The following is an 18730-nucleotide window of genomic DNA, read 5'->3' as shown; positions in this document are numbered from 1 at the left end:
TAACTAAAAACCGTGTTAATTCGTATAATCCGTGCCTTATTTTATCTCTATGTCCTCAACGTTGAAATGATATACCTTCCCGGATTATCAATCTTTCCCCACTTGGTGGTAGACAGCGTGATCCATATCTGCGTCCCCTTCTTTCCGTAATCCGACAGCTTGAGAATAGCTGTAATTTCTTTCTTGTTTGTTACTCCATGTTGTGCCAGGCTGTCCAGAAGTCCTTTGACGTTGTGCGTACTCTTGTTGTAGGCATAACCGGGGATTTCGAGCGAAGGCGAAGCCGTATTGTCTTCTTCCTCTTCTGCTTTCCTTTTCTCTCCTTTACTTTGTCCGGAAATGTCAGCAATTTCGGGTGAAATGTTCTCATTTTCCAGTTTCAATTCACCTTGTACTGACGAATTGTTTGCATCCTTTGTATTATTTTCCTTTTCCTGTTTTTGGGTGTCATTGACTAACAGGTAGGGCAAATCTTCTAACTTTCTTTTCCTGCGGCAGGTAGCATCTATCCAGATGTGCTGAATTTCAAGGGAAGTCAATATCTGAAACTTCTCATAGCTTTCTTTGTCAAAGAATCCTTTGTCAAGCAAAATTTGAATGATTCCGTCTATCTCTTTTCCTTTCAGTTCTCCTCCCAGTTTGCGGGCAAAAATCAACGATTGTTCCTCACCCCATGGGATGTAATATCCTTCTTTGAATATTTTACATAGAAGTTTGCATACAGCTCCATCCACTCTGATGCCATATTTGGCTTCAGCCAGTTCAATGGCATCTCTGTCGAAAAAGTTTACAGTAAGCGGGAAATAGTCTACGCTTAAATAAGTTGTACTCATATCAGTCTTATTGTTTGTTTTTAAGTTTATACAATTGGTTTCCAATCGAGAAAATTCTCAATCTGAAAGGTTCTCCATCCTTTCTCTTCCATGCACCAGAATATGAAGGTACTGTGTACCTGCTTCATGTCATAAGAGTGGTGAAAGTCTTTGGAATAAGAAATAAGAGTGCCTGTAACTAACTGAAAACTACCGTTCTGTCTGTAATATGCGATGATGGCATGGCCATATTGCATGTAGTCTGCCAGTGATTTCACTTTTTCGGCTATTCGTTCTGCGATCGTTTCCGAATAACCTTTCTCTGATACGATACGTTTTTTCCATACTTCTGTTAATCGATCTCTTTCTTCTTCTGTTTTGTTAGTGGCTATCAGCCGTTTTTCTTTTGTCATTACATTATAAATTTGTTAGTAAAATAGTTATATTTAAAGAAAAGGCGGAACTATCTGTAGGATGCTTACACTATCGTGCGATGATAGTTACACTATCCTGCCGGGATAGTGACACTATCTTGCTGTTATAGTGACACTATAATTTCTGCAGGATAGTTCGTTCATTTCTTTATCTAAAAAACGGGGGCAAAAGTATAAGTTGTATTTTTTCGCTCCAATTATTCTTGCTATTTTCTACTGTGATACTTTGATTTGTATTGTTCTTTCTCTTCTTTTTCGTGCTTCGAAATTATTCCGATTCCTTTGCTTAAACTGCTAATTTCGCTGAGTATACTCCTGAATTTCATTAATCTATATCCATGATGTGTGTTTACGTAAAAGATTCTCCAGTCTGCAATGTACTTGGCTAGTCCTGTTAAAGATTTTACGTAGGAATTAAACTCGTCATCTTCGTAATAAGTGCGAAGACAGGCAATGAAATAGTGTTTTTTTTCACCTGTGATGCCATTTCTTTTTCTGACCTCTTCGATGTCAATAATTTCGTCATCATCCTGATAATCAGTTTCAAGACTTCTCTTCTTTTGTGTGCCAGTTGCATTTTTTAGGCATTTTTTTGTCGTTGTCATTTCTTTTGATTTAAATAAAATTAATAAATGGCATTAAGATGGAAATTCCAAATTTTCGCCCTATAATTGTATATAAAATAACTAGTGATGCAAATAATGAATAAAAATGGATTTAGCCGATGTGGGGAACTATACATCGGCCTTTTACGAAAAGAAGGTCGTTTTTCTACGGCACATGTCTATCAAAATGCTCTTTTCTCTTTTAATAAATTTTGTGGTAATGCCAGTGTATCTTTCAGGCAAGTCACTCGTGACCGATTGCGTCGTTACGGGGAACATCTGTATGATTCGGGCTTAAAACCGAATACGGTATCAACGTATATGCGTATGCTTCGCAGTATCTATAACCGTGGGGTAGAGTTGGGTAGTGCGCCCTATGTACATGGTCTGTTCCGTGATGTGTATACAGGAGTGGATATCCGTCAGAAAAGGGCTCTTCCGGTGAGTGAACTCCGACGGCTTCTTTACGAAGATCCCAAGACGGATTGTTTGCGGCGCACACAATCGATTGCTGCTTTGATGTTTCAATTCTGTGGGATGTCTTTTGCTGACCTTGCTCATTTGGAAAAGTCGGCTTTAGATTGTAATGTGCTCCGATATAATCGAATTAAAACCAGAACTCCAATGAGTGTGGAAGTTTTGGATACAGCTAAGGAAATGATGAATCAGCTTCGCAATTCCCAGTCATCGCGTCCGGGTTGCCCCGATTACCTTTTTAGTATCCTTTCCGGTGATAAGAAACGTAAGGATGAACGTGCTTATCGTGAATATCAGTCTGCACTTCGCCGGTTTAATAATCATTTGAAAAGTTTGGCGAGGGCTTTGCACCTAACTTCTCCGGTAACTTCTTACACGATTCGCCATTCTTGGGCAACTACTGCAAAGTTCCGTGGAGTTCCAATTGAAATGATCAGTGAATCTTTAGGGCATAAGTCTATAAAGACGACACAAATTTATCTGAAGGGGTTTGAGTTGAAAGAGCGTACAGAGGTAAATCGTAAGAATTTGCATTACGTGAAGACTTGCCCTCTAGGTCGAATTTGAATGGTTAAAATATTGATAATCAGCACTGATTCTGGTGTGTTACTTCTTAGGTAACGGATTTAAATTTGACGCAAAGATAGACAAAAACACATGTATTAAACAAATAAAAACCTACTTTTTTTTCGATTTAACCCTGAATTTGAAAAAAAATGTATCTGAACATGAAAAAGGCCTATTTTCATGCTTAGGAATTTATATGCCCAATTTTCCTAAGAATCTCTACTTTCTCTAAAGCCAAGATGCTCTCAACCCTCATTAGTCGGTACTTTTCGACTTTTTCCTCCCGATTTATTATGAAGTGTACTTTTCCGTTACCTAAGAAGTAACGGAAAAACATGGGGTAAAAAAGTATGATTTTAACAAAAGAGAAATCACTAAATGCTGGGCCTATTTATGGGACAGGGGAAGGCGTAGCACACTCAAAACGCTGGTATGTTGCATTAGTTCGTATGCATCATGAAAAGAAGGTTTCCGAGTATTTGAACAAGGTGGGGATTGAGAATTTTGTACCTGTTCAGAAGGAAATCCATCAATGGAGTGATCGCCGTAAATTAGTTGAATCCGTTCTTCTTCCGATGATGGTTTTTGTACACGCTGATCCGAAAGAACGTATGGAAGTCCTGAATTTTACTACTGTGAGCCGCTATATGGTGATGCGCGGCGAAAGCAGTCCTGCTGTTATTCCTGACGACCAGATGGCACGTTTTCGTTTCATGCTTGATTATTCGGATGAAACAATCTGTATGAATAGCTCTCCTTTGGCACGTGGTGAGAAAGTTCAAGTAATTAAAGGACCTCTGCAGGGGCTTGTGGGTGAGCTTGTCAATGTAGATGGTAAAAGTAAGATTGCTGTTCGACTGAACATGCTTGGTTGCGCCTGCGTAGACATGCCGATTGGCTATGTTGAGCCTATAGGTGAAAAGAACTAAGTGGGTAATGACGACTTCCTGTTTACAAGAAAAAATCGATAAACTTCAAAATACTGTTCATGCTCTGCTCCATAAAAGTAATTATATGGCGGGTGTGTATGTTGATGATCTTTCACTACTGAATAAAGAAATCCATGAACAGATCAATGATCTGTATCCTTGTCACGGTAAGACAGCCGAGCAGGAAGCTGCTTTGTGTCTGTCTCTTCTGATGGGATATAGTGTGTCTATGTATGCCAATTCAGAGGATGAGGCAAAGAAAGAAACTGTTCTGAGGCGTTCGCAAATGATTCTGAAAAACCAATTGCCTTCACCATTGAAAATTCAGTTACACACAATCTACGATAAACTATTGTCATAGTAAATCTACTTTTTTTGAAAAAAGACTTTATAATTTATTGGGGTATTTAAATTATGAAACACGCATTTGACCGTTTTGTTCAATATTTGCAGAAAAACTATTTTAGTTATTGGATTGTATTAGGAATTGATACGTTCATAGCTTTGATTTGTACCTGGGTGTCATTTATTGGCATTCATTATATAACGGAGACTTCTAAAGAAATCACTTCTCTCTTCCATATTTTGGCGATTTCTGTGATTTCCAGTGTCTTAGGTTCCTTTTTATTTCATACCTACCGTAATACGATCCGTTTTTCCCAGTTGAAGGAATTATGGAGAATTGCCGGAAGTGCACTGATAAAGGCTGTCTGTATCGCAATGGCTATCTGGCTTTTTCTGCCTCAGACGGGACTGCATAATAGTCAGAAAATAGTCTTTGTACTGTTTGATGGTATGCTTACTTTTATTGCCATGGTAGGCTTCCGTATTCAGCTGATTCTGGTTTATGAACTCCTGCTGAATATGCTGAATAAGAAGAATATGCATATTCTGATCTATGGTATTGATGATAAGAGTGTGGCATTGAAAGTTCGGCTAATGAACAGCTCCCACTATAAAGTGGTAGGCTTCTGTATCTACGGAACAGGCGACTCCATCCGGCGTGTGGCTGATCTTCCCGTTTATTCATTTAAGGATGAAGAGTGCTTTAACAAGCTTATTCATAAGAAGTGTATCGGCGGCATCCTGTTTGCCCGTTACGAGAATACCCGTGAAGAGGAAGACCGCCTGCTTCAGTATTGTAAAAGGAGTGGATTGAAAACGTTGATTGCTCCGAGTATCAGTGAGGCTGACGAAAACGGCAGTTTCCACCAATGGGTACGCCCTATCAAGATTGAAGACTTGCTGGGTCGCTCAGAAATTCATATCAATATGGAGGAGGTGATGACTGAGTTCTGTGGTAAGGTTGTGTTGGTGACAGGAGCTGCCGGTAGTATTGGTAGTGAACTTTGCCGGCAACTGGCTCAGATGAGCATCAAGAAGCTGATCATGTTTGATTCCGCCGAGTCACCTTTGCATAATGTCCGTCTGGAATTTGAGAAGAATTATCCCGGTCTTGATTTTGTTCCTGTCATTGGAGATGTCCGTGTGAAAGAACGTCTCCGTATGGTCTTCGAAACTTATCAGCCTCAGATCATCTTTCATGCCGCTGCCTATAAGCATGTTCCGTTAATGGAAGAGAATCCCTGTGAAGCTGTGCTGGTCAACGTTGTCGGTTCTCGCCAGGTTGCCGATATGGCAGTTGAATACGGAGCCGAGAAGATGATCATGGTTTCTACCGATAAGGCGGTGAATCCTACCAATGTCATGGGATGCTCGAAACGATTAGCCGAAATCTATGTACAGAGTCTGGGCTGTGCTATCCGTGAGGGAAAAGTAAAAGGTCGTACCAAATTTATCACTACCCGCTTTGGTAACGTCTTGGGTAGTAACGGTTCTGTCATTCCCCGTTTTAAGGAACAGATTGAGAATGGCGGTCCTGTCACAGTGACTCACCCCGATATCATTCGTTTCTTTATGACTATCCCCGAAGCTTGTCGCTTGGTAATGGAAGCTGCTATGATGGGTGAAGGCAATGAGATTTTTGTCTTTGAAATGGGTAAGGCCGTGAAGATTGTTGATCTGGCCACCCGTATGATCGAACTTGCCGGTTATCGTCCGGGTGAGGATATTGAGATAGAGTTTACGGGATTGCGTCCGGGTGAGAAGCTTTATGAAGAAGTCCTGAGTGATAAAGAGAACACAATCCCTACTGAGAATAAGAAGATAATGATAGCGAAGGTACGTCATTATGAATACACTGATATCCTTGATACCTATGGAGAGTTCGAGAAGTTATCCCGTACGGTAAAGATCATGGATACAGTGAAGCTGATGAAGAAAGTGGTACCTGAGTTTAAATCCAAGAACTCACCGAGATTTGAAGTTTTGGATAAATAACCAGAATAATCTATAACACTAACATAAATCAACAATGGATACAAAAGAATTGAAGATTGCTGTTGCAGGTACCGGCTATGTTGGTCCTAGTATAGCAACGCTTTGGGCGCAGCATCACTGGGTGACGGCAGTCGATGTGCCCTGGTTCCACACATATGAATAAAAATAGAAGGGTGACCACTCATCAGATCATTCTGAATTCCATATTCTTCTCAATACGACTATGACAATAACAGCATTAGATTTGTGCAAGGGGCATCCACAGTTTGTAGTATCATTGACTAATCGTGACTACGTTAGGATTGCTAACAGGATATTCCTACTCGTTTGGATCTTGCAGGTACATGGATAGACCAACCATATATTAGTCAGTATCACCCAGGATGGGCGCTAACTATATTCTTTGAACCAACTTTTGAGGTTCGTGACCGCTGTGGACTCTCTACCTCTACACGCAAGATGATTCAAAAGATATGGCCGGTGAAGTTGCCAATGATGGACCTAAAGATGCTCGCATGACTCGTGTTCTGCTTTGAGAACAATTCTGAACGTGAAGACGGACATACTTCTGGGCACAGGACTCTATTGGAATCTGCATCCCAGGTTTTTATTGTCATTATTACGACAAGAACTTTGGGCCTCAAAAGATAGAATACACTAATGATGAGATGGCTCTGCGCTTCCTTGAAGAGCATTTAGTTATGAGACCTATGGAGCCTCGCAAAACGGGTTGCTCCGTTGTCGAAGGAAAAGACATTACACCAGATAAGGTAAAAGCTCTTGCAAAAGCAGCAAGTGATTGTTGGGATACTATTATCGCTCATGATCTTGATAAGTTTGCAACATCTTATATGGCTAGTTTCAATGCACAGATAGCTATGTTCCCCTAGTATGGTAACTTCTACTTATGTTGGTCATCCAAAACTTGATAATAGCTATATCCAACAAACTGTCGATACATATAGCTCGTTGGAGAATGTTCTTGCTTGGAAGATTTCTGGAGCAGGAGGTGGTGGTTATCTCGCGATTGTTGTCAAAGGTGCACAACAGTTCATCAACGAGCATCACGAAGCATTTGATATACATTTCGCAGACAATAATAACACATTAATTATATGTTCAATTTACAGAAATTCATCGCTGATTCAGTGACTTATCGTCCAGTCAGCATGTTTGCTACAGATATTGAGGCAAACAAGGAGACTCTTATCGCTGAGATAAAAGATAAGAAAGTGTGCGTAATTGGAGGTGCCGGTTCAATCGGTTCTAGTTTTATCAAGGCAGTTCTCCGTTTCGAACCCGCTTCAGTTGTTGTTATTGATCTCAATGAGAATGGTTTGGCTGAACTCGTTCGTGACGTACGTTCAACCGAAGGTCTTTACGTACCCGATGAGTTTCGTTGTTACACCCTCAACTTTGCAGATCCTATTTTCGAGCGCATTTTCCGTGAGGAAAAAGGCTTCGATATCGTTGCCAACTTCTCTGCTCACAAGCATGTACGTTCAGAGAAAGACAAGTACTCTGTTCAGGCACTCATTGAAAATAACGACATCAAGGCCAAGAAACTGATGGATCTTCTTTGTGTATATCCGCCTAAGCATTTCTTCTGTGTTTCCACCGATAAGGCTGCAAATCCTGTGAACATAATGGGTGCTAGCAAGCGCATCATGGAAGACCTCGTGATGGCATATAACTTCCACTTCAAGGTCACTACCGCACGCTTTGCCAATGTTGCTTTCTCCAATGGCTCACTTCCTGACGGTTGGATCCATCGCTTCCAGAAGAAGCAACCTTTGGCAGCACCTTCAGATGTAAAACGTTACTTTGTCAGTCCTGAGGAGTCAGGTCAGATTTGTATGCTCGCTTGTATCCTCGGTAATAGTGGCGAGGTGTTCTTTCCAAAGTTGGGCGAAGACCAGATGCTCACTTTTTCAGCTATCTGCGATGACTTCGTGAAGGCAGAAGGCTTCACCAAGGTAGAGTGCAAGAATGATCTTGAGGCTAAGCAGTATGCAGCTCAGATGTCGTATGAGTCTGACACTTATCCTGTTGTTTACTTCAAGAGCGATACTACCGGTGAAAAGGCATACGAGGAGTTCTATGTACTTGGTGAGAAGGTTGATATGGAGCGCTTCATGAGTCTCGGTGTAGTTTGCGAAAGTACCCGTCGACCAATGAATGAGGTGAACGCTTTCTTTGGCGAACTCGAGGGCATTTTCCAGAACGAAGGCTTCACCAAGACAGACGTTGTAGAATCCATTAAAAAGTTTATCCCTAACTTCGAGCATGAGGAGAAGGGAAAGAATCTTGATCAGAAAATGTAATTCACGGATAATTCGTGGGTATTTTACGATAATTTGTGCTTTAAAGAAACAAGATCATGGCAGATTTTAAATCCACTATAGACTTTATCAAGTCCGTTTATGGCAACAAGGAGTTCACTCCTCTTGCTGTTCCTGTATTCGCAGGCAATGAAAAAGCATATCTCAACGAGTGCATTGACACCACCTTCGTTTCGTCGGTAGGTAAGTTCGTCGATCGCTTTGAGGAAGATATGGCTAAATATACAGGCGCAAAGCGTGCCGTAGTGTGCGTGAGTGGAACCAACGCCCTCCACATGTCGCTCCTGCTCGCAGGTGTGAAGAAGGACGATGAGGTGCTCACTCAGGCTCTCACCTTCATCGCCACCTGTAACGCCCTTTCATACATTGGTGCACATCCTGTGTTCCTTGATGTTGATAAGAGCACTATGGGCCTTTCGCCTGATGCTATGAAGGAGTGGTTGCAGGCAAATGCAGAGATTCGTAAGAACACTCGCATCGCAGAACTCCCAGAGTCACAGGACTTCGCTTTCCGTGAGGACGAGCTCGCTTGCTACAACAAGTATACCGGTTGTCGCATCAAGGCTTGCGTACCTATGCACACCTTCGGTCATGTTGTTCGTATCGAGGAGATTGCAGCTCTTTGTAAGGAGTGGCACATCGAACTCGTTGAGGATGCGGCTGAGTCTATAGGCTCAACCTACAAGGGGCAGCACACCGGTACCTTTGGACGTATTGGAGCAATTTCTTTCAATGGCAACAAGACCATCACCACCGGTGGGGGCGGTATGATGCTCTTCATGGACGAAGAGCTCGGGGCCTACGCAAAACACATCACCACTCAGGCCAAGATTCCTCATTGTTGGGAGTTCCGTCACGACCACATCGGTTTCAACTACCGTATGCCTAATATCAATGCAGCCCTTGGTTGCGCTCAGTTGGAGAACCTCGACAAATATGTAGCTAGCAAGCGCAAGGTAGCTACTGAATACATCGAGCACTTTAAGAACGTAGATGGCATCGACTTCTTCGCAGAACCTGAGAATACCTTCTCTAACTACTGGCTATCAGCCGTGGTGCTCAAGGATAAGGAGTTTCAGCTCGACTTCCTACAGCAGACCAACGACAATGGTGTCATGACCCGTCCTATCTGGGAGCTCATGAACCGTTTACCTATGTTCGAGAACTGCCAGAACGATGGTCTCAAGAATACCATCTACTTCGCTGATCGTGTAGTAAATATCCCTTCTAGCGTACGTCTTGAAGATCTCTAAACCAACATAGTACATCCCACCACTATGAAATTTGATAAGATTGAGCATATGGGTATTGGCGTAAGGAGCATCGAGGAGTCGCTGGCTTTCTACGAAGGTGTTTTGGGCTTCAAGTGCTACAATCTTGAAGAGGTAGTCGACCAGTAGGTGCGTACCGCATTTCTGAAGGTTAGCGATGTGAAGATAGAACAGTTCGAACCCACATATCCGAAGACTGCACGATAGCAAAGTTCTTGGACACCAAGGGCCCGGGGGCACTTCATATCGCATACGCCATTGAAAAAGGAGTGGGCAAGGCTTTGTAACAATGCGAAGAATCTGGCATTCGTCTAATCGATAAAAGTCCCCATAAGGGTGCCGAAGGTCTGCAGATTGCTTTCTTACATCCAAAAAGTTCTGGTGGTGTATTAACTGAATTGTGTGAATCATAAATTCTTATAATGAATATGGAAAAGCTTGTTTTAGTAGGTGGTGGTCCATTTGCAAAGTGCACCATCAATTACATAGAAGACGAAGAGAAGTACGAGATCGTAGGTTATACCGACCTTGAAGACAATGGCGACATCCTTGGCTACAAGTATCTCGGCAAGGACGAGGAAGTGCTGTCTAAGCTCTTTGCAGAAGGTGTAAAATATGCCGTAGTAGGAGCAGGCAATCACCTCAACGACTGCACTATCAAAGAGAAGATCACTAACAAAGTTAAGTCTTACGGTTTCATCCTTCCTGTTATTAATGGCAAGTACTCTGTGGTTCAGAGAGGTGCTATCGTTGAGGAAGGTGTTATCCTACGCAATGGTGCCATCATTCAGGCAGGTGCTGTGGTAAAGGCACATGCTATGATCGGTGATCGTGTGCTCGTTTGTCACGATACTGTAGTTGACGAGTACGTACACATCGTAGCCGGTTCCAGCATCGGACGTGACTGCTACATTGGCAAAGGTACACTCATCGGCAATAGCAGTACCGTCCTCAATGGCGTACAAATTACTAATAACGTGCTCATTGGCGCAAAGAGTCTTGTAAACAGAAACTGTACAGAGGCAGGGCGCACTTATTTCGGTAGTCCTGCTAAATTAGTAGAAAAGAAATAATGGATAAGGTGTATTTGATTGGTGAGGTAGGTCCTAACCACAATGGTAGTGTAGAAACTGCACTTACTATGATTGAAAAAATGGCAGAAGCCGGTGTCGATTGCGTTAAGTTTCAGATGACTGACCCCTATCTGCTCTATAGTGATGATTCTTTCAAGGCTTCTTATCAGAAGAAGAATGACAAAGCAAAGGGTGCTCGCGAAATGTCCCTGAGCTACCAGCTCAAGCGTGAGGCACACATCCCTCTATTCGAGAAGTGTAAAGAGTGTGGGGTGGATTATGTATGTTCGGCATTCGACCTCGAAAGTCTGCTCTATCTTGATGAGCATTTCGACATGCCTTACTACAAGATTGCATCGGGTGAAATTTTCTCTCTCGATATGATTGGCTACATCAGTGAGCGGAATAAGCCTATCATTCTCTCTACTGGTATGGCTACATACGAGGAGGTTGAGAAGGCACTTGCATTGCTCAATCGTCATTCGCAGAAGGACATTACCGTTCTGCATTGCATCTCCAACTATCCTGCCAAGTACGAGGAAGTCAACCTTCGCAATATGCTCACTCTTGGGGAGAAGTTCGGTTGCAAGGTCGGTTTCTCAGATCATACCGTAGGCAACGAGTGTGCTATTGCAGCTGCAGCCATGGGTGCTACTATGATTGAGAAGCACGTCACCCTTGATAAGAATGCCAATGGACCCGACCACAAGGCATCTATCGACATCCCTGAGCTCACCTCTCTGATATCGGCTGTTCGTCACGTTGAGATGGCTTTGGGCAGCTTCGAACGTCAGTTCAGCGAGAGCCAGCGTGAGATCAGCCGTGTGGCGCGCAAGAGCCTTATCACCAAGCACCCGATGAAGACTGGTGACATCATTACCAAAGAGGATTTCTGCTTCAAGCGTCCCGGTATCGGATTCTTGCCTATCGAGCAGGATCAGGTTATCGGTCATCGCCTGTTGGTAGATATTGAGGCAGATCGTGTTATTCGCAAGGAATTCATAGACTAAGATGAAAATAGGATTTTTAACAGGAGCACGCTCTGAATATGGTGTTATGCGTCAGCTCATCCAGCGCGTCTCTGAGGACTCTTTCTTTACTTTGGTTATCTATGCCACAGGTATGCACTTTCAGCAGAAGTATGGTCTAACCATCAACGAACTGAAAGCTGATAACTTTGGGCTCATCGTAGAGATGCCTTGCTATACCGAGAAGCAGCGAGATAAGAAAGATGATTTCGTAGCACTCATTGATGTTATTTCTGCAGGTCTCATATCTAATCGTCCTGACATACTCTATCTCATTGGCGACCGTCTAGAGGCATACGCAGGTGCTTTGGCTGCTCATTTCTTGCGCATACCTGTAGCACACTTTGCCGGAGGTCAGATCACCAAGGGGGCTGTTGACAATATCTACCGCTACAACATTTCCAATTTCTCATCTGTTCACTTCGTTACCAATAAGTATGCGTATGAGCGACTTCAGCAGATACCTATCATAGAGAACGACACCATTCATCTCGTAGGCTCATCGGCTGTGGATAATATCGTCAACTACCTCAAGACCCCACGCGACTTGACCGACCTCGATCCTCGTCTCGAAAGGGACTCGTTTGCTTTGATGACTTACCACTCTCAGACCGTAGGCTCGTTCGATATTCCCGCTGCTATGGAACTTTCTATCCGCACGATCATCGAGAAGGACAAGCGCATATTGATTACTTATCCAAACAATGACGATGGTTCAGAGGTTATCCTCGATGTTATCAACCGATGGAGCAGTAACGAGAATGTCATTGTCATTCCTAATTTGGGAGTAAAGAACTATCATGCTGCCATCGATAATTGTCTCTTCGTTATCGGTAACTCTAGCAGTGGCGTGATTGAGGTGCCTTATTTCGACAAGTTCACCGTCAATGTAGGCCAGCGCCAGAGTGGACGCAATGCTCCCAAGTCGGTTATCAATACAGAATCCGACATCGAACTTCTGCAATCTACTATCTGTGATATTATTGATGGCAAGCTATCGGTTCCCGAGCAAGAATACATCTATGGGCGAGGCCAAAGCATTGCCGAGATTATTCGCGTCCTCAAATCCATCAAATTCTAAATTATTCCGAAGTATTGGTGTATGGAAATCAATATAAATGAGGTACTGTTTGTCATACCAGCAAGAGGGGGTAGTAAGCGTTTACCTAAGAAGAACATCAAACCTCTTGCAGGCAAACCACTTATTTGTTATAGTCTGGATATTGCTCGTCAGCTGACTGATGATGGTAACATCTGCATATCTACCGATAGCGATGACATCATCTCTGTAGTGAGTGATTGTGGCTATCATGTCCCTTTTAAGCGTCCCGATGAACTGGCATCCGATACAGCTACTACCAACGATGTATTGGTTCATGCTGTCAATTATTACAAGCAACTGGGTAAGGACTACAAGTATCTGGTGCTTCTTCAGGTCACCTCACCTCTTCGTCGTAAGGAGGACATCACCAATGTCCTCTCCTTGATTGATGATACGTGCGATATGGTAGTGTCTGTTCGCAAGTCTCATGCAGCATCCGTTATGTGCCATGAGAATGAGAATGGTTTCCTTACACCTACACTCAAGAAGAACTATGGTCGTTGTCAGGACTTCAAGAGTGAATACTTCGAGTTCAATGGCTCCATTTATGCCATGAAGGTTACATCGCTACTCGAAAAAGGTATGGGTGCTTTTAAACGCAAGAAGTATGTCATGCCCGACCTCCTTTCCACTGATATTGATACCGAGGAGGATTTCATTGAGGCAGAAGCCAAACTTTACTATCTACAACTTACAAAACAACTCTAAGGAATATGACTTTTGAATCCCATTGCATAAACAGCAGCCTTACCATCAAGGATGCTCTTATTGCTCTCAACAATCTGAGGAATGCAACACTTACCCTCTTCGTATTAAACGACAACGCACAAATCATTGGAACGCTCACCGATGGTGATATCCGTCGCGCTTTGGTCAACGGTCATGGTCTTGACTGTACGCTCGACAAGGTGATGCATCGTGACTACAAGTTCATCCGTCAAGAGGAGTTTACAGTAGCAAACTTGCGCTCATTCCGCGATCGTCGCATCATGTTCATCCCAATTCTCGATGGCGAGAATCATGTGGTGGATGTGGTCAATCTCCAGAAGTTTAAGTCGAAACTTCCCATCGATGCCGTCCTGATGGCAGGTGGCAAGGGAGAGCGCCTTCGTCCGCTTACTGAGAAGACACCAAAGCCTCTTCTCGAAGTAGGAGGTAAGTGCATCATTGACCATAATGTTGATCGCCTCATTTCCTATGGAGTGGAGCACGTCAATGTAACTGTCAACTACCTTGGTGAACAGATAGAGGAACATTTTGATACTCCTCACGATGGCGTACAGGTTCGCACTTTCCGTGAACCAAAGTTCTTGGGTACTATTGGTAGCATCAAGTTTGTAGATATCTTCTACAACGATACCATCCTTGTGATGAACTCCGACCTCTTCACCAACATTGACTATGAGGATTTCTTCTTGCATTTCCAAATACATGATGCAGAGATGTCGGTAGCAGCAGTTCCTTACAACATCAGCATCGAACTCGGTATCCTCGATCTCGATGGCCACAACATTAAGGGACTTATCGAGAAACCCAAGTATAACTACTATGCCAATGCAGGCATCTACTTGATCAAGAAACGCGCTCTTGCTGAGATTCCAGAAGATACTTTCTTCCATGCCACTCACCTTGTAGAGAAGCTCATTGCCCAGGGTAAGAAAGTCATCCGCTATCCTCTCAATGGCACATGGATAGACATTGGCACGTACCAGGAGTATGAGAGAGCAAAGGAATTAGTGAAACATTTGAAGTAATGAGCAATGGAAAATAGAATATTCAAGAAATTAATTCACTCTTCCTATATGCAAGGATTGAGGCAGTATTGGTGGAATCTGTTTGTTAATGGATTTCTGATGTCTTATCTTGTTCCAGTTGGTTTTCGTCGCTTCATACTCAACTTCATGGGTGCGAAGATCAAGGGAGCATTACATAGACATAGCGCCATACTGACAACCAAACTACAATTGGCAGAAGGTAGTTTCATCAACCGCAATTGTTTTATTGACAATAATGCGATGATAACCATCGGAAGGAACTGTTCTATCGGATATAAAGTAACACTCATAACTGCCAATCATTCAATGGAATACTGTGATAAACGGGGAGGTGAAAACCAGCCCTCACCGATTGATATTCATGATGGCTGTTGGATAGGAGCCAATAGTACTATACTTCCTGGGACTATCATCGAGAAAGGATGCGTGATTGCTGCTGGAAGTGTGGTAAAAGGAACATGTAAGACGAATAGATTATACGCTGGAGTGCCAGCAAAGGAAATAAGACAATTAGACTAATGTTTGGATTATTATCAAAAAATAAGGAAGGTATCTTCAATGTCGGGTTATTAGAAATGGCAATTGCGCTATATCCTATCATTGCAGGATATGGCTATGGTTCTTTTAAATTGGCTTTTGGCTTTCTTTTGATTATTGATGTTTGTTTGATTGGACGTATGAGGCAATCAAACGTGTCGTTCAGACAGTTATACCAATACTTAGCCTTTGTTGTATTGCACAATACAGTGTGGCTGTTTTTGCTACAGTCGGTACCTAGTTATTTTGTGAATTCATGCATAGCCGATGTTATTTATCTTGTTTCAATAGTACTGATAGTCCCACACTTGGACTTTGTTAAGCTCAAGAATTCTATCTACATAGTGGCTGTCGTTTGTATAGTTGGTATGATTTACCATGTGCTGATGATACAGACTGGTCATTCCATTCAGCCTATTAAGTTGCCGTTTATGCCTGAAATGGGATCACAGTCTCGACTTTATGCCTATTTGGATCGTCCTACCTCTTTCTTTTGGGAACCTCAGTCATATGCTTCTTTCATGTTGGTGCCTCTTTTCTTCCTGCTTAGGGAGAGACAAATGCTTTTTGCTTTCCTTGTGGCTGCTTCCATGCTTGTTTCCACCTCTACTACAGGTATCTTGATGGCAATGTTCATGCTTGCTTTCTTCCTACTGACGCAAAAGCAGAAGATATGGTATCGGGTTCTTGGTGTGGCGGCAATCATAGGTCTGGTGTATTTCTTCTTATATTCATCATTCACATCATCAGGACTAGAAAAATTAGAGAATACTAATCTGGAAGAAAATAACAGAACCATTAATGGTCTTTTGATTGCTCAAGATATGAATTTCTTTGATCTCATTTTTGGAGTACCATTTGCCAACTTGCAGGATGCTTACGAAGCCGGGTACATTACTCGAAATATTATTGTAATGGCTGATGGTATCGTGTTTGTTTCCGCTTTCTGGGTGTGCTTGTGTTGTCAAGGTTTGATAGGATTGTTCTTCTTCATGAACGTCTATTGGGGAATATTTAAGCAGAATAAGGCAGTATCACCATACTTGATTTGTATAATAATCAGCCTTTTCTCCAATCCGGATATTTTGGGTGCATCATACGTTTTTCAGCTTATGATAATGTATGTTTTCATATCCTACAATCAGAAGCACGACGAACAATTAGAATACAGTAACAGTTATGAAAATTAATATCCTTACATTTCAGTTTGCTAAAAACTATGGTGCAATTTTGCAGGCGCACGCATTATCTTCATATATAAAGAATGATCTCCATGAAGAGTGTGAGATTATTCAGTATTGGCCAGAGAGAAGTGACGCCTCATGGAATATGTATTATCGAGGATTTGAACCGAAAGTAATTCTACGCAATATCTTTGTTTTTTTCAATATCAAGTTTAAGCGAGAATTTAGGGCAAAGAATCAGGTCATGCAGAAAGCTATATCAGAACTTCTGCCTCTTACTAAAGAAAGATATACTCGTGAATCAATCCTAAAGCACCCCCCTACTGCCAATGCCTACATTTGCGGAAGTGACCAAGTTTGGAACTTTGTCAAGTGTTTTGACGATCCTACATACTTCTTCGATTTTACAAAGTCAATGAAGAATGTCAAGCGAATTGGTTATGCACCAAGCATTGCCGACCCATGGCCAAAGTCAAGGTGGGAGGAATTCAAGGGGTATCTTTCTCATATGGATATCATCTCTGTTCGTGAAAAGAGCGATGTGCCAGTGGTTGAGAAACTCTCAGGCAAGCCGGTTACGCACGTCGTAGATCCTGTATTCTTGAAGACAAGAGAGTATTGGGACAACCTCTCGCAGGACATGAACATCAAGGAACACTATATCTTCTGCTATTTCCTTGGTACAAATGATTTGGCTGTTAATCTGGTAAACAAGGTGAAGCAACTTACCGGCTTCAAGATTGTCCACTTGAATCTGAACGCTCGCGATCGTTTTAATTCGGATTACAACCTGCGTGCTGTCTCTCCTCAGCAGTTTATCGGTCTCATCAAGAATGCTTCATACGTTTGTACCAACTCATTCCATTGCTCTGCATTCTCTATCATCTTCCGCAAGAACTACTTTGTAGCTCCCAAGGGTTTTGCCAATGCCCGTATGGAGAGCCTGCAGGAGATGTTCGGTCTGAACAATCGCATGTTTACGCAAGAGCTGATCGATGTCATGACCATTGAACAGATGACTGTAGATTATTCTAAGGCTGACGAAAAGTTCGCTCCATTTAAGGAGAAGTCTTTACAATACCTCAACAACGCACTTTATGGAGAACCAAATTAAACTGGTGGAGAAAGCGCATTGCACAGGTTGTCGAGCTTGTTCCAATGCTTGCCCCACATCGAGCATTAAGTTTGAGTTGAACGGGTTGCACTATTACCCTACGATAGATGAGGACACCTGCATCCGTTGTGGCAAGTGCATGAGTGTATGCTCGCCTCTTCAATGGGATATAAAGCATCCTTCCGGTATAGAAGTAAAGTCCAAGTATTACTGTGCCTGGAATAAAGATGCAGCAGAACGATATGCTGCCACTTCGGGAGGCGTTGCTGGTGCTATGGCTGAACTGGCGTTGAGAAACGGGTGGTATGTGTGTGGAGCTGCTTTTGATAAGGATTGGCATCTATCTCACATCGTATCAAACGATAAATCCATTATAGAGCAGATTAGGGGCTCTAAATATCTACAGAGTAATATGGATGGGGTATATGCAAAGATTAAAGTACTCTTGGACGAAGGTGAGAAGATGCTGTTTATTGGTACTCCTTGCCAGGCCGATGCTTTGAACAATTGCGTTCCTGTGAGGCTGCGAGAGAATCTGCTTCTTTGTGAGATTATCTGCCATGGTGTCAATTCACCCAAGGTTTGGGAAGATTACAGACATCACTTGGAGAACTACCACAAGTCTCCAATAGCCATCTATAATTTCCGCTCCAAGAGTTATGGATGGGGTAAGCTGCGAGTAGCCTATACATTGGCAAATGGCAAGGAGGTGGATGTTCCTGCTTACCAAAACATATTCCACCATTGGTTTGGACAGCACTTCATGCTTCGCGAGTCTTGCCTCAGGTGTCAGTACAGAACTGTCAATCGCTATTCGGACATCATCATTGGCGACTTCTGGGGTATTGAAAACATCGAACCAACGCTTGACGTGAAGGCCGGAGCTTCGGTTGTTATCATCAATTCGCCAGCCGGCGAGTCGTTCTTTGCAGACTGTCAGATAACCAAGAAGGAGATAGATGCCTCTTCTGCCTTGAAGGTCATCAAGGGGGGGTAGATAAGACTACCGAAGAACGTAAAGTGATGGAAATAGAGCGGATGCATAAGTTTGAAGCGGACTATGCTACTCACACGTTTGATATAATGTACAAAGATCTCTATCCACATATTACCCTAATGCAAAAATTGTTGAACTCCGTA

General features: G+C 42.7%; 20 protein-coding genes and 1 pseudogene. 18 read left to right on the top strand and 3 right to left on the bottom strand.

Translation table 11 applies throughout. The annotated features are described in order from the left end of the window. Window positions 1-47: 47 nt before the first annotated feature. The 3 genes from NBH01_RS20825 to NBH01_RS20815 form a co-directional block, all read right to left on the bottom strand. Window positions 48-833 carry a DUF4373 domain-containing protein gene (locus NBH01_RS20825; protein ID WP_008763177.1) on the bottom strand — a complete coding sequence of 262 codons (786 nt, stop codon included), beginning with the start codon at window positions 831-833 and terminating at the stop codon, window positions 48-50. A 26-nt stretch (window positions 834-859) separates the two neighbouring features. Beyond that, window positions 860-1225, bottom strand: a complete 366-nt coding sequence (locus tag NBH01_RS20820; protein ID WP_008765097.1) for an SH3 beta-barrel fold-containing protein — start codon at window positions 1223-1225, stop codon at window positions 860-862. Between the two features lie 227 nt (window positions 1226-1452). After that, window positions 1453-1851, bottom strand: a complete 399-nt coding sequence (locus tag NBH01_RS20815) for a DUF4119 family protein (RefSeq protein WP_129655178.1) — start codon at window positions 1849-1851, stop codon at window positions 1453-1455. 87 nt (window positions 1852-1938) lie between these two features. On the opposite strand from NBH01_RS20815, the gene NBH01_RS20810 reads away from it, so the two are divergent. The 18 genes and pseudogenes from NBH01_RS20810 to NBH01_RS20730 all read left to right on the top strand — a co-directional run bounded on the left by NBH01_RS20810 (window position 1939) and on the right by NBH01_RS20730 (window position 18587). Further along, the gene (locus tag NBH01_RS20810; protein ID WP_008765099.1) at window positions 1939-2895 is read left to right on the top strand and encodes a tyrosine-type DNA invertase cluster 3b; all 957 of its coding nucleotides are present in this window, start codon (window positions 1939-1941) and stop codon (window positions 2893-2895) included. A 350-nt stretch (window positions 2896-3245) separates the two neighbouring features. Further along, window positions 3246-3824: a UpxY family transcription antiterminator gene (locus NBH01_RS20805; RefSeq protein WP_008763899.1), complete on the top strand. Its 579-nt coding sequence runs from the start codon at window positions 3246-3248 to the stop codon at window positions 3822-3824. 7 nt (window positions 3825-3831) lie between these two features. Continuing rightward, window positions 3832-4185, top strand: coding sequence for a UpxZ family transcription anti-terminator antagonist (locus NBH01_RS20800; protein WP_250700276.1), 354 nt, complete (start codon window positions 3832-3834; stop codon window positions 4183-4185). Window positions 4186-4238: 53 nt separating this feature from the next. Continuing rightward, window positions 4239-6164, top strand: coding sequence for a polysaccharide biosynthesis protein (locus tag NBH01_RS20795; protein WP_250700269.1), 1926 nt, complete (start codon window positions 4239-4241; stop codon window positions 6162-6164). A gap of 34 nt (window positions 6165-6198) precedes the next feature. Continuing rightward, window positions 6199-6327 carry a hypothetical protein gene (locus NBH01_RS26610; protein ID WP_260458571.1) on the top strand — a complete coding sequence of 43 codons (129 nt, stop codon included), beginning with the start codon at window positions 6199-6201 and terminating at the stop codon, window positions 6325-6327. A gap of 505 nt (window positions 6328-6832) precedes the next feature. Beyond that, window positions 6833-7054 carry a hypothetical protein gene (locus tag NBH01_RS20790; RefSeq protein ID WP_221647435.1) on the top strand — a complete coding sequence of 74 codons (222 nt, stop codon included), beginning with the start codon at window positions 6833-6835 and terminating at the stop codon, window positions 7052-7054. A gap of 225 nt (window positions 7055-7279) precedes the next feature. After that, window positions 7280-8488, top strand: a complete 1209-nt coding sequence (locus NBH01_RS20785; RefSeq protein ID WP_221647436.1) for a UDP-N-acetylglucosamine 4,6-dehydratase — start codon at window positions 7280-7282, stop codon at window positions 8486-8488. Window positions 8489-8544: 56 nt separating this feature from the next. After that, complete coding sequence (locus NBH01_RS20780) at window positions 8545-9759, top strand: LegC family aminotransferase (protein WP_250700268.1); 1215 nt, start codon at window positions 8545-8547, stop codon at window positions 9757-9759. Between the two features lie 24 nt (window positions 9760-9783). Next, window positions 9784-10190: pseudogene (gene mce / locus NBH01_RS20775) on the top strand (methylmalonyl-CoA epimerase). A gap of 15 nt (window positions 10191-10205) precedes the next feature. After that, window positions 10206-10850 (top strand): PglD-related sugar-binding protein, encoded by a 645-nt coding sequence (locus tag NBH01_RS20770; RefSeq protein WP_157998592.1) that lies wholly within the window; start codon window positions 10206-10208, stop codon window positions 10848-10850. Beyond that, window positions 10850-11860 carry an N-acetylneuraminate synthase family protein gene (locus NBH01_RS20765; protein ID WP_250700267.1) on the top strand — a complete coding sequence of 337 codons (1011 nt, stop codon included), beginning with the start codon at window positions 10850-10852 and terminating at the stop codon, window positions 11858-11860. Before NBH01_RS20770 ends, NBH01_RS20765 begins: the two co-directional genes overlap by 1 nt. Before the next feature lies 1 nt (window position 11861). Beyond that, the gene (gene neuC / locus NBH01_RS20760) at window positions 11862-12959 is read left to right on the top strand and encodes a UDP-N-acetylglucosamine 2-epimerase (protein WP_048696359.1); all 1098 of its coding nucleotides are present in this window, start codon (window positions 11862-11864) and stop codon (window positions 12957-12959) included. Window positions 12960-12980: 21 nt separating this feature from the next. Then, window positions 12981-13688 (top strand): acylneuraminate cytidylyltransferase family protein, encoded by a 708-nt coding sequence (locus tag NBH01_RS20755; protein ID WP_221647438.1) that lies wholly within the window; start codon window positions 12981-12983, stop codon window positions 13686-13688. 5 nt (window positions 13689-13693) lie between these two features. Continuing rightward, window positions 13694-14734, top strand: coding sequence for a nucleotidyltransferase family protein (locus tag NBH01_RS20750; RefSeq protein WP_221647439.1), 1041 nt, complete (start codon window positions 13694-13696; stop codon window positions 14732-14734). A 6-nt stretch (window positions 14735-14740) separates the two neighbouring features. Then, entirely contained in the window at window positions 14741-15274 is a 534-nt protein-coding gene (locus NBH01_RS20745; protein ID WP_250700266.1) for an acyltransferase, read from the top strand. Then, window positions 15274-16482, top strand: a complete 1209-nt coding sequence (locus NBH01_RS20740; protein WP_010538357.1) for a hypothetical protein — start codon at window positions 15274-15276, stop codon at window positions 16480-16482. The genes NBH01_RS20745 and NBH01_RS20740 overlap by 1 nt, the downstream gene beginning before the upstream one ends. After that, window positions 16472-17590 (top strand): polysaccharide pyruvyl transferase family protein, encoded by a 1119-nt coding sequence (locus NBH01_RS20735; RefSeq protein WP_221647441.1) that lies wholly within the window; start codon window positions 16472-16474, stop codon window positions 17588-17590. The genes NBH01_RS20740 and NBH01_RS20735 overlap by 11 nt, the downstream gene beginning before the upstream one ends. Continuing rightward, on the top strand, window positions 17574-18587 hold the full coding sequence (locus NBH01_RS20730; protein WP_250700265.1) for a Coenzyme F420 hydrogenase/dehydrogenase, beta subunit C-terminal domain: 1014 nt from the start codon (window positions 17574-17576) through the stop codon (window positions 18585-18587). Before NBH01_RS20735 ends, NBH01_RS20730 begins: the two co-directional genes overlap by 17 nt. The last annotated feature ends 143 nt before the right edge of the window (window positions 18588-18730 follow it).

The organism is Bacteroides sp. B1-V-101, from assembly GCF_023656585.1.
Taxonomy (GTDB): Bacteria; Bacteroidota; Bacteroidia; order Bacteroidales; family Bacteroidaceae; genus Bacteroides; species Bacteroides thetaiotaomicron.
Note: the sequence above shows the minus strand (reverse complement) of the source record. Positions and strands in the feature narration are given on the sequence as shown.

Bases quoted from the DNA above. Each gene is read 5' to 3' on its own strand.
- NBH01_RS20730 (WP_250700265.1), top strand. From the start codon at position 17,574: ATGGAGAACCAAATTAAACTGGTGGAGAAAGCGCATTGCACAGGTTGT.
- NBH01_RS20825 (WP_008763177.1), bottom strand. From the start codon at position 833: ATGAGTACAACTTATTTAAGCGTAGACTATTTCCCGCTTACTGTAAAC.
- NBH01_RS20780 (WP_250700268.1), top strand. From the start codon at position 8,545: ATGGCAGATTTTAAATCCACTATAGACTTTATCAAGTCCGTTTATGGC.
- NBH01_RS20795 (WP_250700269.1), top strand. From the start codon at position 4,239: ATGAAACACGCATTTGACCGTTTTGTTCAATATTTGCAGAAAAACTAT.
- NBH01_RS20800 (WP_250700276.1), top strand. From the start codon at position 3,832: ATGACGACTTCCTGTTTACAAGAAAAAATCGATAAACTTCAAAATACT.
- NBH01_RS20750 (WP_221647439.1), top strand. From the start codon at position 13,694: ATGACTTTTGAATCCCATTGCATAAACAGCAGCCTTACCATCAAGGAT.
- NBH01_RS20740 (WP_010538357.1), top strand. From the start codon at position 15,274: ATGTTTGGATTATTATCAAAAAATAAGGAAGGTATCTTCAATGTCGGG.
- NBH01_RS20770 (WP_157998592.1), top strand. From the start codon at position 10,206: ATGGAAAAGCTTGTTTTAGTAGGTGGTGGTCCATTTGCAAAGTGCACC.
- NBH01_RS20745 (WP_250700266.1), top strand. From the start codon at position 14,741: ATGGAAAATAGAATATTCAAGAAATTAATTCACTCTTCCTATATGCAA.
- NBH01_RS20765 (WP_250700267.1), top strand. From the start codon at position 10,850: ATGGATAAGGTGTATTTGATTGGTGAGGTAGGTCCTAACCACAATGGT.
- NBH01_RS20785 (WP_221647436.1), top strand. From the start codon at position 7,280: ATGTTCAATTTACAGAAATTCATCGCTGATTCAGTGACTTATCGTCCA.
- NBH01_RS20790 (WP_221647435.1), top strand. From the start codon at position 6,833: ATGGCTCTGCGCTTCCTTGAAGAGCATTTAGTTATGAGACCTATGGAG.
- NBH01_RS26610 (WP_260458571.1), top strand. From the start codon at position 6,199: ATGGATACAAAAGAATTGAAGATTGCTGTTGCAGGTACCGGCTATGTT.
- NBH01_RS20815 (WP_129655178.1), bottom strand. From the start codon at position 1,851: ATGACAACGACAAAAAAATGCCTAAAAAATGCAACTGGCACACAAAAG.
- NBH01_RS20810 (WP_008765099.1), top strand. From the start codon at position 1,939: ATGCAAATAATGAATAAAAATGGATTTAGCCGATGTGGGGAACTATAC.
- NBH01_RS20820 (WP_008765097.1), bottom strand. From the start codon at position 1,225: ATGACAAAAGAAAAACGGCTGATAGCCACTAACAAAACAGAAGAAGAA.
- NBH01_RS20735 (WP_221647441.1), top strand. From the start codon at position 16,472: ATGAAAATTAATATCCTTACATTTCAGTTTGCTAAAAACTATGGTGCA.
- NBH01_RS20755 (WP_221647438.1), top strand. From the start codon at position 12,981: ATGGAAATCAATATAAATGAGGTACTGTTTGTCATACCAGCAAGAGGG.
- NBH01_RS20805 (WP_008763899.1), top strand. From the start codon at position 3,246: ATGATTTTAACAAAAGAGAAATCACTAAATGCTGGGCCTATTTATGGG.
- neuC (WP_048696359.1), top strand. From the start codon at position 11,862: ATGAAAATAGGATTTTTAACAGGAGCACGCTCTGAATATGGTGTTATG.